The organism is Thalassospira sp. CA1, from assembly GCF_059052855.1.
In genome coordinates this window covers 18,660-36,204 of sequence record NZ_JBZCIA010000001.1, presented here as the reverse complement: position 1 = coordinate 36,204, position 17,545 = coordinate 18,660, and the positions used below count along the sequence as shown (strand labels likewise).

The 17,545-nt window shown below is 55.0% G+C and carries 15 protein-coding genes and 1 riboswitch; of the genes, 12 read left to right on the top strand and 3 right to left on the bottom strand.

Annotation, left to right across the window (positions count from 1 at the left end; all coding sequences use genetic code 11):
* Positions 1–109 precede the first annotated feature (109 nt).
* Complete coding sequence (gene cobS, locus AC5Q5A_RS00165; protein ID WP_493893914.1) at positions 110–922, top strand: adenosylcobinamide-GDP ribazoletransferase; 813 nt, start codon at positions 110–112, stop codon at positions 920–922.
* A gap of 30 nt (positions 923–952) precedes the next feature.
* Positions 953–1,564 (top strand): histidine phosphatase family protein, encoded by a 612-nt coding sequence (locus AC5Q5A_RS00160; protein WP_493893913.1) that lies wholly within the window; start codon positions 953–955, stop codon positions 1,562–1,564.
* Positions 1,565–1,584: 20 nt separating this feature from the next.
* On the opposite strand, the gene AC5Q5A_RS00155 is transcribed toward AC5Q5A_RS00160, so the two are convergent.
* On the bottom strand, positions 1,585–2,223 hold the full coding sequence (locus AC5Q5A_RS00155) for a hypothetical protein (RefSeq protein ID WP_493893912.1): 639 nt from the start codon (positions 2,221–2,223) through the stop codon (positions 1,585–1,587).
* 551 nt (positions 2,224–2,774) lie between these two features.
* Positions 2,775–2,965, top strand: a riboswitch (cobalamin riboswitch).
* Positions 2,966–3,023: 58 nt separating this feature from the next.
* On the opposite strand from AC5Q5A_RS00155, the gene cobU reads away from it, so the two are divergent.
* From cobU to AC5Q5A_RS00110, 9 genes are all read left to right on the top strand, one after another.
* The gene (gene cobU, locus AC5Q5A_RS00150) at positions 3,024–3,563 is read left to right on the top strand and encodes a bifunctional adenosylcobinamide kinase/adenosylcobinamide-phosphate guanylyltransferase (RefSeq protein ID WP_493893911.1); all 540 of its coding nucleotides are present in this window, start codon (positions 3,024–3,026) and stop codon (positions 3,561–3,563) included.
* A gap of 34 nt (positions 3,564–3,597) precedes the next feature.
* Complete coding sequence (gene cobW, locus AC5Q5A_RS00145) at positions 3,598–4,638, top strand: cobalamin biosynthesis protein CobW (RefSeq protein ID WP_493893910.1); 1,041 nt, start codon at positions 3,598–3,600, stop codon at positions 4,636–4,638.
* Positions 4,639–4,737: 99 nt separating this feature from the next.
* Positions 4,738–8,502 (top strand): cobaltochelatase subunit CobN, encoded by a 3,765-nt coding sequence (gene cobN / locus AC5Q5A_RS00140; protein WP_493893909.1) that lies wholly within the window; start codon positions 4,738–4,740, stop codon positions 8,500–8,502.
* Between the two features lie 186 nt (positions 8,503–8,688).
* Complete coding sequence (locus tag AC5Q5A_RS00135; protein WP_493893908.1) at positions 8,689–9,390, top strand: hypothetical protein; 702 nt, start codon at positions 8,689–8,691, stop codon at positions 9,388–9,390.
* Between the two features lie 124 nt (positions 9,391–9,514).
* Positions 9,515–10,336 carry an endo alpha-1,4 polygalactosaminidase gene (locus tag AC5Q5A_RS00130; RefSeq protein ID WP_493893907.1) on the top strand — a complete coding sequence of 274 codons (822 nt, stop codon included), beginning with the start codon at positions 9,515–9,517 and terminating at the stop codon, positions 10,334–10,336.
* Between the two features lie 53 nt (positions 10,337–10,389).
* Positions 10,390–11,016 (top strand): cob(I)yrinic acid a,c-diamide adenosyltransferase, encoded by a 627-nt coding sequence (gene cobO / locus AC5Q5A_RS00125; protein WP_493893906.1) that lies wholly within the window; start codon positions 10,390–10,392, stop codon positions 11,014–11,016.
* Between the two features lie 51 nt (positions 11,017–11,067).
* Complete coding sequence (locus AC5Q5A_RS00120; protein ID WP_493893905.1) at positions 11,068–12,588, top strand: cobyric acid synthase; 1,521 nt, start codon at positions 11,068–11,070, stop codon at positions 12,586–12,588.
* 219 nt (positions 12,589–12,807) lie between these two features.
* Positions 12,808–13,482 carry a glutathione S-transferase family protein gene (locus AC5Q5A_RS00115; RefSeq protein WP_493893904.1) on the top strand — a complete coding sequence of 225 codons (675 nt, stop codon included), beginning with the start codon at positions 12,808–12,810 and terminating at the stop codon, positions 13,480–13,482.
* Complete coding sequence (locus tag AC5Q5A_RS00110) at positions 13,479–14,291, top strand: class I SAM-dependent methyltransferase (RefSeq protein ID WP_493893903.1); 813 nt, start codon at positions 13,479–13,481, stop codon at positions 14,289–14,291. Before AC5Q5A_RS00115 ends, AC5Q5A_RS00110 begins: the two co-directional genes overlap by 4 nt.
* 46 nt (positions 14,292–14,337) lie before the next feature.
* Here AC5Q5A_RS00110 and AC5Q5A_RS00105 read toward each other — a convergent pair whose 3' ends face one another.
* The gene (locus AC5Q5A_RS00105; RefSeq protein WP_493893902.1) at positions 14,338–15,366 is read right to left on the bottom strand and encodes a substrate-binding domain-containing protein; all 1,029 of its coding nucleotides are present in this window, start codon (positions 15,364–15,366) and stop codon (positions 14,338–14,340) included.
* Between the two features lie 105 nt (positions 15,367–15,471).
* Entirely contained in the window at positions 15,472–16,290 is an 819-nt protein-coding gene (locus tag AC5Q5A_RS00100; protein ID WP_493893901.1) for a tetratricopeptide repeat protein, read from the bottom strand.
* A 268-nt stretch (positions 16,291–16,558) separates the two neighbouring features.
* Between AC5Q5A_RS00100 and AC5Q5A_RS00095 the strand changes: the two genes are divergently transcribed.
* Complete coding sequence (locus AC5Q5A_RS00095) at positions 16,559–17,464, top strand: SDR family oxidoreductase (RefSeq protein WP_493893900.1); 906 nt, start codon at positions 16,559–16,561, stop codon at positions 17,462–17,464.
* The last annotated feature ends 81 nt before the right edge of the window (positions 17,465–17,545 follow it).

Below are 17,545 nucleotides of genomic sequence, written 5' to 3'. Positions count from 1 at the left end.
GTAAGGCGGTTCAGGAAGTCGGGCCAAACTAGGCCTGTGCGTAACAGATTGCCAGTTTGAAAATCGGAAATTTATGCTATCCAAAGATCATAACCAAAACGAAACAAATATGCAAAGCTCGGATTCACCTGACAAACCCAGCCCGGACACAGCGACAGATGCCCACGTCGAGGTTTCGCCTATTTCCGATTTCTGGCGCGCCCTGGCATTGCTGAGCCGCGTTCCGGTCAAGGGTATCGAGGATTTCCGCGCTGAGGTGATTGCAAGATCGGTCTGGTCTTGGCCGTTGGTCGGTTTGTTGCTGGCTGGTTTTGCCATGCTACCGGCGATGCTGGTCTATTCCCTGACAGCGAACATCCTGATTTTTGCAATTGTCGCCTTGGCAGGCATGGTTTTGTTGACCGGATCAATGCATGAAGATGGCATCGCAGATTGCGCCGACGGGTTTGGCGGCGGGTTTGAGCGGGCACGCAAACTTGAAATCATGCGCGACAGCCAGATCGGTACTTATGGCGTTGTTGCCCTGATCCTGTGTTTCGGTCTGCGTCTAATTTTGCTTTCTGCGGCGGGCGATGCCGGGCAGGCTGCGATCCTGTTTCTGGTGATGGCAATAACATCACGGGCAGCAATGCCAGTCGTGATGCATATCTTGCCTCCGGCGCGGGCCGATGGTTTGGGCAAGGGGGCCGGAACGCCAAATGTGATGATGGTCGGTTTGGGTGTTGGCCTTGCTTTGATCCTGTCGCTTGTTTTATCGGGTCTGTTTGCGACGATGGCCATTCTCATGGGTGGACTTTTGGCGGTGGGTATTGTTGCGGCGGTCGCGAAATGGCAGATCGGTGGCCAGACCGGCGATGTTCTGGGGGCAACTCAGATCGTGACCGAACTGTTTGTCGGTATCGCGTTTATTGCCGCCCTTTGATCAACCAGCACAGCAACAAGAAGGAATGCCGTGAGCAGTTTGAAAATAACCCGCTGGTGGCTGGTGCGTCACGCCCCCGTCCAAAATCCGAAACGCTTGGTCTATGGCCAAAGTGACATGCCTGCCGACCTTTCCGATGAAAAGGCACTGGCTGCCCTTGCCGGGCAACTGCCGGGTGATGCCGTCTGGGTGACCAGCCATCTGTCACGTACGCATGATACGGCCCGTAGTCTGCAGGCCTTCATGGATAAAGACGTAGTGCCGCAGGCTGAAAGCGGCTTTGCCGAACAGCATTTTGGTGATTGGGAATTGCAGAACTGGAATGATTTGCCCAAGGGGGAAACAACACGGTTCTGGACCGACTTTGCCCGCCAACACCCCCCAAAGGGTGAAAGCTTTGCCGATGTGGTTGCCCGTGTTGGTCCGGTTTTGGGTCGGTTGAGTGCGGATTGGGCGGGCAAGGATATTGTCGCCGTCGTTCATGGCGGAACGGTGCGCGCCATAATGGCCAATGCACTGGGTTTGTCCCTTGAAACCGCATTGGCATTTCATATCGACACGTTGGGGCTGACCACGCTTGAATATATCGACGGTGTCGACGAACCGGGCTGGCGCGTGACCGCTGTCAATCAGCGCTTCTAAGGAGCTTAAGGGGTGTTCCGTCAGGCAGAGGCCAGCTCGATATCGGATGCCATGTCATCAAGGGCATGTTCTGCCAGATAGCGGTCAACCATATCCGGGTTCAGATCATGCTTTTCGCAGATGTCGAAAACATCGCGCAGATAGGCCTGATAATAGGGTACCGGACGGCTGCGCGATTTGCTGCGCAATTTGGCAACATTCGGGAAATCACCGGCAAAGGATGCGTTTTCAATTACCTGGATGATGGTGTCATCAATGATGGCAGCCGGCATTCCGCAATAAGTCTTGCCGCAGGCAGACAACATCTTGCTGGCAGTCGGAACAGAAATGCCGGGCTGGGAAAGCAGCTCGTTCAACTCGTCCTGTCCGAAATCCGAGATCGACATCAGGGTCACCAAGGTCGGCATATCGCGCACAAGCAGCGACAGCGCATTGACGCGAATGCCGCGTTCATGGGACCAGATGATGGTTGCGATTACACCCTTTGAGGCATCCTCGGCAAAGATGTCACGCACATGGCGGCGTGCCAGAGTGATCTCGCCATCGGTTGCGTGCTGTTCAAGAAAATCCTGAAATGACCGATCAGAACTGTTCAGACGGTCCAGCAATCCCAGCCACATGTCCTTACGAGACGATGTGGTCCAGGTTGGCGCGTTCATTTGTCGGATTTTGGATAGGTGAGAACGTATTGCCATTGGTCTTGAAAAATCCAGATTACCCCAAGAGTTTCGGTGCAGTATTTCCTGCAGCCAGCCGGGTGATGTGTCTATATCCCGGGTTTTCGCCAGATTGCGGATTGTTCCGTCTTTAGGGTCAGGACCTATTAATTTGGTTTGAATGGTTAAACAGATTTGTGCGGATACGCGGAGTAAAACTGCAAGAAGATATTTATCTTTCAAGGTTTTACGACAAAGTAGCCCGTGCAAATCCGATTAATCCGAAGGACAGACGTTATATTTGCAAACTCCAGCGTCAAATCCCTTGTGCGGGATACTAACCCGCCCGGCGGTCTTTTCCTTGGATTTCGCAAATATAACGTCTGCCATTCAAACCAAATTAATAGGTCCTGACCCTAGTTCCAGCGCAACGGCTTGATGTTGGCTGAAATGGTATGACCTCTCAAGCAGACAATTCTTACAAATACTGACCTTCCGATTAGGGTGGGGTGGTAACGAAGGGTTAAGTGCCGAGAATGACCTTTGGCATTTTTGGCAAACCTGCTAGGTTCGGCGCATCGTTCGGTGATGGGAAATCGGTGCAAGGCCGATGCTGCCCCCGCAACTGTATCGGGTTGGGAGATCCGGGTCGGTGCCAACGCGCCAGACCAGCCACCGGGAAACCGGGAAGGCGGATCGCTTTCATGCCCGCAGCCAGGAAACCTGCCGAAGGTGTCACTATTCGAAGGAAGGTGACGACGCAATCGGGCCTCGGTGGGAGGCCATGGCGAGGAAGAAACGGGATGACCCAGACTTTACCCCCTGACGGCCCATTTGGCGGGACGCATCTAATCCTTGGCGGGGCGCGATCCGGCAAAAGCCGGTTTGCTGAAAACATCATCAATCAGGCGGGTGGTGGCACATATATCGCAACCGGGCGTGCCTGGGATGACGAAATGGCCAACCGAATTGATCTTCACAAACAATCACGCGGTGATCTTTGGCAGACATTGGAAGAGCCGCTCGAACTTTGTTCGGCGCTGCAGACCTGTAATGTCACAGGCGGCAAGCCGGTTCTGGTTGATTGTCTGACCTTGTGGCTGACCAATCTGATGCTTGAAGATCGCGACATTGATGCCGAGATCGGGGCTCTTTGTGACCTGCTGCCAACACTTGTTGTGCCGGTGCTTTTTGTCTCAAACGAGGTTGGCTTTGGCATCGTGCCTGAAAATGCGATGGCGCGTGCCTTTCGCGATCACGCCGGACGCCTGCATCAACGCATTGCTGAGATTGCAGACAAGGTCACCCTTGTGGTGGCCGGCATTCCGATGCAGGTTAAATAGTAACATAAAGAATTGAATTTTAAGGATTTCATAAATGGCACAATTAGGCAAAATCCCGGCAACCGTCATTACCGGCTTTCTGGGCGCTGGCAAGACAACCATGATCCGCAACATGCTGGAAAACGCCAATGGTAAACGCATTGCGCTGATCATCAATGAATTTGGCGATCTGGGTGTTGATCGCGGTATCATCAATGGCTGTGGCATTGAAGGCTGCGAAGAGGATGATGTTGTTGAACTGGCAAATGGTTGTATCTGCTGCACCGTGGCCGATGACTTCCTGCCAACCATCCAGGGCCTGATTGATCGTGACACGCCACCAGATCATATCGTTATCGAAACATCTGGCCTTGCCCTGCCAAAACCGTTGGTAAAGGCGTTTAACTGGCCCGAAGTCCGGTCGCGTGTGACCGTTGATGGTGTTGTGGCGGTTCTTGATGGCGCTGCCCTGCGTGATGGGCTGTTTGCCCATGACCATCATGCGGTGCAGGCGCAACGCGAAGCAGACGAAAATCTTGATCATGAAAGCCCGCTTGAAGAACTGTTTGAAGAACAGCTCCACTGTGCGGATATGGTGGTTCTGAACAAGACGGACCTTTTGACCGATGCTGAACGCAGCAAGGTCGAAGCCGATATCCGCGCAGAGCTGAAAAAGCCGTCGGTCAAGATTATCGCGACCGAACATTCTCGGGTTGAAAATACCATCCTGCTTGGTCTGGGGGCTGCCGCCGAGGATGACCTTGATAGTCGTCCAAGCCATCATGACGATGGTCACGAACATGACCATGATGATTTCGACAGCTTTGTTGTCTCGCTTGATGCGATTAGTGATCCGGCCAACCTTGAAAAGCGCCTGATTGATGTCGTGCGTCAATTTGACGTGCTGCGCATCAAGGGTTTCCTGGACGTGCCGGGCAAACCGATGCGCCATGTGGTTCAGGGTGTTGGTGAACGTTTTCAGCGCTATTTCGACCGTCCGTGGGCGGATGGTGAAACCCGTCGGTCCGAACTGGTGGTGATTGGCCTGCATGGTCTGGATCGCGTTGCGATCGAGGCCGCCATCAAGGCCGCCTGATCCAATTTAACCTGATAAAGCTCACCTGAAACCGGATGCTAAAAATCATCCGGTTTCAAACTTTTTGAAGACCAAACGCACAAGGATACGGATCGCGCGATGCATCTATTGGCAGCCCAGCCCGGAATGGTGACAGATGGCAGTGAGGCCGTTGACCTTGGACAGCAACCAGGCGATGTGGTGATCCTGTCTGCGGCCGAGTCTGAGCTCGCTTGCCTTGCCGGGGCGCAAGCGCGGCTGGTAGATGCATTTGGCGATGAAACCCCGTCACTGCGTCTGGCAAGTTTGCTGCAGCTTGGCCACAACATGTCGGTCGATCTTTATATCGACGATGTACTTTCCGACGCCAAATTCATCATCGTGCGCATTCTGGGCGGGCGCGGTTATTGGGATTATGGCATCGAAAAGTTGGTTGCGCTTGCGCGTGCCAAGGACATTCCATTGGTCCTGTTGCCAGGTGATGATCAACCCGATGCGGAGCTTTTGACGCTTTCGACCGTCAAGGGGCGCGAATATCAGAATATCTGGCGTTACCTGATCGAAGGCGGACCGCAAAATTCCGAGAATTTACTTCGCCTTATATACGAAAAGTTAAATTCAAGCGTTAACTGGAGCTGGTCACCGGCGGCCCCGCTGGTCAAGGCCGGGGGCTATTGGCCCGGCAAGGCGCAGGCAAGCCTTGATGAAATCCGGGTTAACTGGATTGAGAATCAACCGGTTACGCCGATCATCTTCTATCGGTCTCTGGTTCAGGCGGCCAACCTCGACGTTATTGACGCGCTGGTTGAGGAACTTTGTGCCAATGGTCTGAATCCATTGCCGATTTTTGTTGCCAGCCTTAAGGATCCGTTGGCTGCAGCGTTGGTCGATGACTGGTTGGGAGAAACCAGTGCGGATTTGATCCTGAATACCACCGGCTTTGCGATATCTGTTCCGGGTTCAGAACGAAAAAATGGTCCGTTTGACGCGGTGGATGTCCCGGTATTTCAGGTGGTGCTGTCTGGTGGTGGCGAAGAAGCCTGGCGTGAGGGTGTGAATGGTCTGGCCGCGCGCGATATTGCGATGAATGTGGCGCTTCCCGAGGTTGATGGCCGTATCCTTTCACGCGCGGTATCGTTCAAGGGATCGGCTGGCAAGGATGACCTGACCCAGATTGATCTGGTGAAATACATCCCGGTGCGTGATCGCGTGGCCTTTACGGCCAAACTTGCCGCCAATTGGGTGCGGTTGCGCAGAACTGACACCAGCGCGCGCAAGGTGGCGATGGTCATGGCAAACTATCCCAACAAGGATGCGCGTCTTGGCAACGGCGTCGGGCTTGATACGCCAGCCGGCATGATCGAAACACTCCGCGCCATGCAGGGCGAAGGATACAGGGTGAATGATCTGCCGAAAGATGGCGACGCCCTGATTGCTGCGATCAAGGCCGGGCCGACCAACGATTTCAAATCGCTTGCCAACCGCGAAATTCGCGTGACCTTGTCTCGCACGGACTACCGAAAGGCGTTTGATGGCCTGCCGAAAACCATCCGGGGTCAGGTGTTTGAGGCCTGGGGCGATCCGACAAATGATCCGTTTTATCTGGCCGATCAGGATGCCTTTGCGCTTTCGATCTTACCGCTTGGCAATGTGGTGGTCGGGTTGCAGCCTGCGCGCGGCTATAACATTGATCCGCTTGAAAGCTATCACTCGCCCGATTTGGTGCCGCCGCACAACTATTTCGCCTTTTATATCTGGCTGCGCCATGTGTTTGGCGTCGACGCCATCATTCATTTTGGCAAGCATGGCAATATGGAATGGCTGCCGGGCAAGTCACTGGCCCTGTCCGAGGATTGCTTCCCGGAGGCCGTTTTTGGTCCGACGCCGCATTTCTATCCGTTCATCGTCAATGATCCGGGTGAAGGCACACAGGCCAAGCGCCGGGCACAGGCGGTAATCCTTGATCATCTAACCCCGCCTTTGACGCGTGCAGAAAGCTACGGCCCGCTTAAGGATCTAGAAGCGCTGGTCGATGAATATTATGACGCGGCCGCGGTTGATCCCCGTCGCCTTGTGATCCTGAAACGCGACATCCTTGAACTGGCGATCCGCATCGGCCTGTACCGTGATTGCGGTATCGAGCCCGACGAGGACGAAGAAAGCGCGCTTGCCAAGCTTGATAACTATCTGTGCGAACTCAAGGAACTTCAGATCCGTGATGGGTTGCATATCTATGGCAAGGCCCCGGATGGGGATCTTCTGACCGATCTTCTGGTGGCACTTGCACGCCTGCCACGCGGGGCAGAATCCGGACCGAAGGCATCCCTGCATCGCGCGATTGCCAAGGATATTCTGGGGGATCCGGCGTTTGATCCGCTTGATTGTGCCTTTGCCGAATTTTGGTCCGGCGCCAAGCCTGATGTACTGGCGGCCTATGATGCGGGTGATATCGGGCCATGGCGCACCACCGGTGATACCGTGGAGCGGATCGAGCTTTTGGCTCGTGATCTGGTCAGGGGCACAGTGAAGGCCGATCCGGCATGGTCGGCCGTCTGTGACGTTATTTTTGATATCGAAACGACTATTCGCCCGGCCGTTGTTGGCTGCGGCCCGGCCGAGATTGAGGGCCTTTTGCGTGGCCTTGCCGGGAAGTTCGTCGAACCTGGCCCTTCCGGTGCCCCGACCCGTGGCCGCCCGGATGTGCTGCCGACCGGCCGGAATTTCTATTCGGTTGATACCCGTACTGTCCCGACCCCGGCAGCCTGGCAGTTGGGGTGGAAGTCGGCCGAGTTAATGTTGGAACGCCATGTGCAGGATCACGGCGAATGGCCAAGCGCCCTTGGTTTGTCTGTTTGGGGAACCAGCAACATGCGCACCGGCGGTGATGATATCGCACAGGCGTTGGCCCTGATGGGGGTGCGTCCGACTTGGGATAGTGCATCACGCCGGTTGACCGGTTTTGAAATCATGCCAGCATCAGTGCTGGGCCGACCGCGTGTTGATGTCACCCTGCGCATTTCGGGTTTCTTCCGCGATGCCTTTCCCGGTCTGATTGATCTGTTTGACAGTGCGGTACGCGCGGTGGCCGAGCAAACCGATGAACCGGATGATCTCAATCCGATTGCCGTAAGGATAAGGGTTGAAACCGAAAAACTCCGCGCTGAGGGAATGGACGCGGATCAGGCCGCCCGACAAGCTGGCTTCCGGGTATTTGGCTCCAAACCCGGTGCCTATGGGGCTGGTTTGCAGGCGATGATTGACGAAAAACTCTGGGAAGACGAAGACGATCTTGCTGATGCTTACCTTGCCTGGGGCAGTTATGCCTATGGCAATGGAGCCGAGGGCACGGCAGCGCGCGATCTGTTTGAAACCCGCCTCGCCAAGGTTGATGCGATTGTCCACAATCAGGACAACCGTGAACATGATTTGCTGGATTCCGATGACTATTATCAGTTCGAAGGCGGAATGACATCTGCTGTGCGCAGTCTGTCGGGCAAACAGCCCACAGTTTATCACAGCGATCATTCCCGCCCGGAAAGCCCGAAAATCCGCACCCTGGAAGAGGAAATTGCCCGTGTCGTTCGGGCGCGTGTCGTTAACCCCAAATGGATCAAGGGCGTGATGCGCCATGGCTACAAGGGCGCGTTCGAAATGGCGGCAACAGTTGATTATCTGTTTGCCTTCGCCGCGACCGCGCGTTGTGTCGCCGATCATCACTTTGATCTGGTCTATGATGCTTACCTTGGCGATGCCGAGGTGCGTGAATTTATCGCCGATCATAATCCCGATGCGTTGCAAGACATCAAGAACCGCCTGAATGAGGCGATCGAGCGCGGGCTGTGGCAGCCGCGTCGCAACAGTGTTTCCGTCGATCTGGGACGGTAAAGCGTCAACTATTGCTTGTTATTGGAATCACGGGAATTTTACCGTCGGAACAAACCGGGCAGTTGAAACGTTACGTTTTCGCACCATATCTCAATTAACCAACTGTTAATAAGTTGTGAGGGACGGGGCACCCCTATCGGATCGCCTGCATGGGAAGCAGGTTGATTGAACAGATCGGAGGCCGCGATGGATATCAAGACCAACGTTCGTTTGCCAGATTATCTGCAAACTCCAATGCCTGCCCATGACAGGCATGCAGATATCGTCAACTCCCTGCTTTCTGATTTCGACATGCCAGACTGGTTGCGTGCAGATTTGCACGGCAACGGGCGCTATCGCCCGGCCCGTGGGGCCATTCGCGCAGTTCTGGATGTCCGTGAACGTTTCAACGGCGTGCACCGGCCAGTAACGTTTGATGAATTCCATGCCGGCATGACAGAGCTTGCCCATCACCTTCCGGGTCCGGACCAAACCAAGTTTGAAATCAATGCCAAGGTGAAGATTTACTGGCGCTACCTTCAAGGGGTCGAACGTCAGGTTTGGCGCACGGCCGTTGCGGTTGCCCATCTTCGTCTGGATCACTTCCCGGTGGTGCGGGATTTCAAAACTCTGATCGAACAGGTCGCGATCAGTCGCGACTGGCTGGAAAAACGCCTAGAGGTGGTCGAGAAAAGCTTCCAAAGCCCGGCCGGGGCGCGCAACGAGGCCGTGCGCAAGGCACTGGACCGCCTGCGCCGTATGTCGCCCGGTGATCGCCTGCAATTGTTCAATAAGGCCCGGATGCGCCGCCCGGAACTGCGCAATATCGACATGCGCGAGCCCGATAAATGGGCGGATCTGGTGACCAGTGACCTTGGCCTGACAACAGGCCAAAGCGCCAATTGGTAAAGCCTGATTGATCAAGAAGAGCAAAAAGCGCGGTCATTAGGATCGCGCTTTTTGTTTGCGGGATTGTCTTGGTTTGCTTGCGCGGGCAAACTCACTGCCCAACACTTCAGGGCAGATACATCGCGTGAAGAACTCAATTCCCAAATCCTGTTGTCTGTGGGCAGGCATTCTCCTCGGCTTGCTATCGCATGGGCAAACCGCACAGGCGGATACCACAAAAGTATGGACCCCCGTCCCAAGCGGCCCGTTTCACTGGCAGCTTCAAGGCACGCTTGATGTCAATAACGCCATCCGCGTTGTCGGGGCCGATCTTTTTGATGTGTCTACTGATCAGGTCGCGGCTTGGCGCGCTGCCGGGCAGTATCCGATTTGCTATATCAATGTCGGGGCTGTCGAAGATTGGCGGGATGACGCGAAGGCGTTTCCGCAAGATGTAATCGGCGCGCCCTATTGGGGCTGGGATGGCGAAAACTGGCTTGATATCAGCCGGTTCGAGCTTTTTGCCAATGTGATCACGGCCCGTCTTGATCTTTGCCGTGACAAGGGATTTCTGGCGATTGAGCCTGATAACATTGATGCCTTTGAAGCCGATCAAAGCAGTAAGCCAACCGGTTTTGACATCACGCGCGATGATCAGCTGCGCTATGTGAACTGGCTGATCAAAGAGGCCCATCTGCGCGGTCTTGCTATCGGGCAGAAAAATGTTGCCGATCTTGTGCCCGCTCTTGTTGATCAGATGGATTTCGCCCTGCTGGAATCGGCCCATCGACTTGGCTTCATGCATGAGTTTGATGTTTATGTCTCTCAAAATAAGCCGGTTTTCGCCGTCGAATATCTTGACGAAGGGGCCGATGCCAATGCCTTTTGCCCGGCGGCGAAGCAGCACGGATTTCAGGGGGTGATCGCCAATCTGGATCTTGATCAAACTCCGCAAAACTGCCCTTGATCCCAGGGGGGCTTTCGCCGCATTCTGGGCCGGCATTTCAAAGGGAAGAAACAATGACCGACAAAACCCAGCCAGACGTCGATATCAATGCGCGCCATGATGAAAAAATGAAGAAAATCAAGGCCGCCCGCGACAAGATGATGGCCCAGAAGATCGATAAAAAGGGCCTGATCATTGTTCATACCGGCAAAGGCAAGGGCAAGTCTTCCTCGGCCTTTGGCATGGCGATGCGCTGTGTCGGCCATAATATGAAAGTCGGCGTTGTCCAGTTCATCAAGGGTGGCTGGGAAACCGGTGAGGCAAAGCTTCTTAAAAAATTCCCCGATCTTTGTGAATTCCACGCCATGGGGGCGGGCTTTACCTGGGAAACCCAGAACAGAGCACAGGATGTCGCACTGGCCCGCGAAGCCTGGAACAAGGCATTGGAAATGCTGCGCGATCCAAGCTATTCGATGGTGATCCTCGATGAGATCAATATCGTTCTGCGCTATGATTTCCTGCCGCTTGAGGATGTGCTTGAAGCACTCGCCAACAAACTGCCTGATCAGCATATCGTGCTGACCGGGCGCAATGCCCCGGATACCTTGATCGAGGCGGCCGATCTGGTCACGGAAATGACGATGGTCAAACACCCGTTCCGCGAACAGGGCATCAAGGCACAGATCGGTGTCGAATTCTGATCCTGCCTTGATCATTTAGCGGATCACTTACAAGAAAGTTTTGAAACCGGAATGAGTGCGCAATCCGTTCCCGCTCTGATGTTGCAAGGTACTGGTTCTGATGTCGGGAAATCCTTGCTGGTCGCCGGATTGTGCCGTGCCTATGCCAGACGTGGCCTTCGGGTGCGTCCGTTCAAACCGCAAAACATGTCCAACAATGCCGCCGTTACCGATGATGGCGGCGAAATCGGCCGCGCGCAGGCGCTTCAGGCACGTGCAGCGGGCGTTGCGACCACAGTTCATATGAACCCGGTCCTGCTCAAGCCCCAAAGCGACATTGGGGCGCAGGTCGTGGTGCAGGGCAAAGTCCTGACCAGCGCCAAGGCACGTGATTATTATCGCCTTAAACGTGATCTGCTGCCCAAGGTGGTCGAAAGTTTCGAGATCATGGCAAGTGACGCCGATCTTGTCCTGATCGAAGGTGCCGGCTCACCTGCCGAGGTCAATTTGCGGGCCTCCGATATTGCCAATATGGGGTTTGCCGAGGCGGTGGGTGTGCCGGTCATTCTGGTTGGTGATATTGATCGTGGCGGGGTGATTGCCTCCATCGTTGGAACGCATGCGTTGCTGTCCGAGGATGACCGCCGCTGGCTTAAGGGTTATGTGATCAACAAGTTTCGCGGCGATGTGTCGCTGTTTGAACCGGCCACCGGCATCATTCATGAAACTTGTGGCCTTGAAAGTTACGGTATCGCAACGTACTGGCCGAATGCCTACAAGCTGCCTGCCGAAGATGGCGTGGCGCTGGAAAAGGCCGGGAAATATCACCGCAAGGCCGGGGATGCGACGAACGCAATTCTGCGCATTGCGGTGCCGCATCTGCCCCGTATTGCCAATTTTGATGATCTTGATCCGCTGGCGGCCGAGGATGATGTTGAATTGCTGGTGATCAAGCCGGGCCAAGTGATCCCGGGCGATTGTGATCTGGTGCTTCTGCCGGGGTCAAAATCGACCATGGCAGACCTTCGGTTCGTCAAAGATCAGGGCTGGGATATCGATATTCTGGCCCATTACCGCCGTGGCGGTCATGTGGTCGGCATTTGCGGCGGCTATCAGATGCTGGGCCGTATGGTTCATGACCCAAACGGGGTGGAAGGCGCACCGGGCAGTGAGGCCGGGCTGGGTCTTCTGGATGTTGAAACCGTCATGGCCGGTGACAAGACGCTTCGCAAAACAACCGGTCTGACGCTTGGCGATAACGCTGCTTTTGCCTCTGGAATTGCTGTTGATGGCTACGAAATCCATATGGGCCGGACCGATGGCCCGGATCGGGCGCGAAGCTGGCTTGATTTGGATGGTGTGGTGGATGGCGCGATCAGTGGTGATTGGCGGGTTCTGGGGTGCTATCTGCACGGGCTGTTTGGCAGTGATGATTTTCGTCATGCCTTTTTGGCGGCATTGCGATCGGACGAGGCACACAAAATGACGCATTTTGAGGCCAGTATTGACGCGGCCCTTGATGAACTGGCTGATCATCTTGAAGCCTGCCTTGATCTCGATGGCATGCTGGAACTGGCAAAAAGCCGGGCGTGACAGGGCGTGTTTAAGCTTTCTGTCAGGCATGAGCGTTACGTATAGCAAAATTGCACTTTCGCACACTTGAAGGTCTTTACTTCGTGCGCGTTGCATGGTTTGAGATATCTTGCAGTTCCGGGTTGGAAACGGACCGGCTTCGTTGCGGTTTATGGAATGTTTGCGCCCCTATGCCGGGTCTTTGCGAAACGTTCATCTTGGTCGGGTATCTTCACGCTCATGCGTCAGTTATATCATTTTTGGCTTTCACCTTTTTCGCGCAAGGTCCGTCTGGTCCTGGCCGAGAAAAAGCTCGATTTCGAACTCACGGCTGAACCGGTATGGGAACGGCGTGACGATTTCCTGCTGCTTAATCCGGCCGGTGAAGTGCCTGTGCTCAAAGAAGAAGACGGCGCGGTGCTCTGTGATTCCAGCGTCATCTGCGAGTATCTCGACGAGGTGTACGAGGACGAGCCGAAACTGTTTGGATCCGACCCCAAGGAACGCGCCGAAATCCGCCGCCTTGTCGCGTGGTTTGATGGCAAATTCAATCGGGAGGTCACTGACCATCTGCTCGGCGAGAAGCTCCTGAAACGCTTCTTTTCAACCGGCACCCCCGATACCAAGGTCCTGCGCGCTGGACGCACCAATGGCGCCTATCACATGGATTATATTGGCTGGTTGTTTGAACGCCGGAACTGGCTGGCTGGTGATCATCTGACCATGGCCGATCTGGCAGCTGCCGCACAGGTATCCGTGATCGACTATATGGGCGATATCAACTGGTCAAAACATCCACGTGCCAAGGACTGGTACATGCGGATAAAAAGCCGCCCTGCCATGCGCGATATTCTGGCAGATCGGCAGGCAAGTTTCCCGCCATCAAGTCATTACGCGGAACTGGATTTTGAATGAAGAATTCATCCATATCTGATGAATTCTACCCTGAAGGCGGGTTAAATACCGCCAGTTACGATCTTCGCGCTGATCTTGATCGTAAGATTTTTGAAGACCCCATTCCCTTTTACACGCGTTTGGCGACCAGCCTTGCGCATGAAAATGGCGTGCTTGAACTGGGCTGCGGCACGGGCCGGATCAGTGCCGCGATTGCCAAACTTGGTGTCGCGGTCGAAGGCCTTGATCTGTCACCTGCCATGCTGGGTCAGGCATACGCCAATTACCCCGATCTGACATGGCATCTTGGCAATATGTGCGACTTTGATCTGGGGCGGCAGTTTGATCTGGTGATCATCCCGTTTCGTGGGCTTCAGGAAGTCATCGATGCCAAGGATCAGCGTCGTGCCCTTGAACGCGCCTTTGCCCATCTGAAACCCGGCGGGGCAATCGCCCTTGATCTGATGGATCCGGATTTGCGCTATTGCCTGCCAGAAGGTGACCCGGAGCACGTCGAACTGCCGATCTTTCCGATGCCAGAGGGCGTCGGGCAACCGGGCAGTCGGCTTCGCATCACGGCCATGGAACGCACCAATGATCCCCTGACCCAAAAGTTCAGCGAACATTGGCGGTTTGAAGAAATCAATGATCGGTGTGATGTGATTGCGCGCGAGGATTGCTGGCATCACCTGCGCTGGGTGCATCGCAGTGAAATGCGGTTGATGTTGGAGTTGTCCGGTTTCGTTTCGATATCGGAATTTTCGGATTTCCAGGGCAATCCGCCGAAATATGCCAGCAACCAGGTCTGGATGGCAAAACGGCCGGACTGATGCCCGGCCGCTCAATTGCGTCTATTGGTGTTGATCCGTCAGCTGCTCAGTTGCCGGCGAATTTCGCGGCACTGGTCATGGTTTCAGCACGTTCCTCATTGGTCAGCGGTACCAAACCGTTATCTGCCAGAAGGCCTTCTTCACCAATCACCGCTTCCGAGACATAGGTCGAGATAAAGTCACCCAGGCTCTGAACCAGCTGTTGATGGTCATCCTTGACGTATAGATAAAGCGCACGCGATGCAGGATAGCTGCCATCAAGGATGGTTTCATAATCCGGCTCGATGCCATTGATCGGAACCCCCTGAAGGCGCTCGCGATTGCGCTCCAAGTTGTTAAAGCCCATCACGCCGTATGAGGTCGGGTCTTTTTCAAGCTTGCTGATCACCAGACGATCATTTTCCCCGGCTTCGATATAGGCGCCGTCTTCGCGAAGGGTCCGGCACAGCAGGCGGAAGCTGTCAGGATCGGTTGCCTCAAGGCTTGCGATGTCAGAAAACGTCGCACAACCCTGATCAAGCAACAGTTGCCCCATCAGGTCGCGCGTACCCGAAGTCGGCGGTGGTCCATAAACGCGGATTTTAAGGTCCGGCAGGCTGGGATCGATATCAGACCATTTTTCATGCGGGTTTGGGACACTTGCGCCCTTGACCGGAACGGTCCGCGCAAGGGCGAGATAAAGCTGACGGGCGGTAAGTTCCATACCCGGTGCTTCACGCGAGCCCAGCAGGACAATACCATCATAGCCGATCTTGATTTCGCTGATGTCGCGGACAGAGTTTGCCGCGCAAATTGCGGTTTCCGACCCGGTGATCGGGCGCGATGCGTCAACGATATCGGGGAACTCTGCGCCAATGCCGCCACAAAACAGCTTGAAGCCGCCGCCTGAACCGGTGCTTTCAACCACCGGGGCCGGTGCGCCGGTGGTCTTGGCGAAATGTTCGGCGACCTTGGTGGTCAGCGGAAAGATCGTCGAAGAACCGACAATCCTGATCTGATCGCGGGCCATTGCGGCATGTGATGTCAGAAGTGCCATCGATGCGGCAAGGGTAGCCAAGGCAAACGTGCGACGCATTTCGTCCCCCAAAACGTATCCGGTGATGGTCCGGCAAATGGTTCTACCGGTCATATACAAGGAAATCGGTCACCGTGAACCTGTTTTCTGAACTGACGGTCCCCGTCAGTTCGATTCGGTGCGAACATCCATCTTCTCTATATTCGCTTTTGCCGCGTCAGCAACAGGGGTTCCATTTGAAAGTTCTATGACAGTTAACCAGTCCTGCCGTGCAAGATCGTTATCACCGGCAATCTGATGGAGCTTGCCGCGTTCGAAAAGCGCCTGAACATTCTGGGGTTCCCGGTTCAAAACTTGTTCGATATCAGTCATTGCCAAATCGTAACTTTCAAGCAGTCGCCAGGCCGATGCCCGGTAAATCAGCGCCTCGGTATGACCGGGTTGAAGATCAAGGGCGGCATTGAGGTCATCAATCGCCTCCCAATACTGCCCGGCAAGGCCAAGCGCCATGGCACGATCTACCCAAAGCTGCGGGTTGTTGGGCACCAGTTCAAGCGCGCGGCTTTGATCACGCCAGGCGAATTCAAGGTTATCGGCCATCATCCAGGCCTGACCGGCCTGGGCCAGCATCCCGGCAACCACACCGGGCCCGGCCGTGCTGTCCTTGGCAAGCGCGTCAAGGCGGGTGGCGGCTTCTTCATATTTGCCAAGTGATATCAGCGCTACGGCAACACAGTGGCGGGCCGGTTCCCCACCACCCAGATCGCGCCAAGCAATCGCGCTTTCAAATCCGTCTTCGGGTTTGAGTTGCGCCAGCTTGATGCAGTCACGATATTGCTGGCTTTCTTCCTGTGTCATGCCACCGTTGCTTTCGGTCTGGGCCTTGGCGGAAGGCACGCCTGCGCCATAGATGCCGACAAACCCCGCCAGACACAGCAAGCCTGTGGCGCGCGCTAGGAACGAGGTCGCGAAAAGTCGTGACATGAAAAAGCTCCGTCTTTGGCAAAGTTTCTGGCAGTCACCATAGAAGATCACATGATCGATCCACCATGGCTGAATGCGCATATCTGTAAACGCACATTCGTGAAGTCTCACACCATGAAAACGGCAACAAGATGATTGTTGTTCCCGAAAGCCACAGGTTGCGGGAACAAATCATGGTCCAAAAGGTTTTGCCAAAAGACTTTGTTTGTCTGTGGCAAGGCCGTTACTGTGCCCTTCACACGAATTTGCCGTCACAAAAGGTGCCTTGATGACCAATAAGCTGTTCTGTTTCGGATTGGGATTTTCCGCCCGCCTTGTTGCCCGCGAGCTTAAGGCAGACGGTTGGAAAATTGCCGGAACCACGCGGAGCGCGGACAAGGCCGAACAGCTGAAGTCTGAAGGCATCGAGCCCTTCATTTTTTCCGATGATCAACCGATTGCCGATATCGCCAGCGCGCTTGAAGGCGTGACGCATGTCCTTTCATCGGCCCCACCCGGTGGGATGGGCGATCCGGTGATCCATCATCATGGCAGTGATCTTGCGGCACTGCCCGCGGGCACGTGGATTGGCTATTTGTCGACCACCGGGGTTTACGGTGATCGGGATGGTGCCGAAGTCACCGAGGACGATGATCTTTTGCCAAGTGGCAAGCGCGGGCGTAGGCGGGTGGCTGCCGAAAAGGCTTGGTTTGATCTGGGCCGTCGTCATAATCTGTGTGTGCAAAGCTTCCGACTGGCGGGCATCTATGGCCCTGGTCGCAACGCGCTTGAAACCGTTCGCTCGGGCCGCGCGCGCCGGATTGTCAAACCCGGTCAGGTCTTTTCGCGCATCCATGTTGATGACATCGCCCAGACGGTTCTTGCATCCATCAAGCAGCCCAATTGCGGGGCGGCCTATAATGTGTGTGATGATGATGCGGCCCCGCCTCAGGATGTGATTGCCCATGCTTGTGGCTTGCTGGGTATCGATCCGCCACCCGAACAGGATTTTGCCACCGCCAAGCTAAGCCCGATGGCCGCCAGTTTCTATGAAGACAACAAACGGGTTTCAAATGCGCGGATCAAACAGGAATTGGGTGTTAAGCTGCGTTATCCGGATTATCGGGCCGGTTTGCTGGCACTTCATGATGAAATACTGGCCAAATTGCAGGGCAGAGACGAAAACGTTTCATAAAACCGCATTGTTGACCACAATTGCGGGTCGTATATAACCCAAGAGCCTGCGGAAAATCATATTGTCGTCTGTTTGGACACC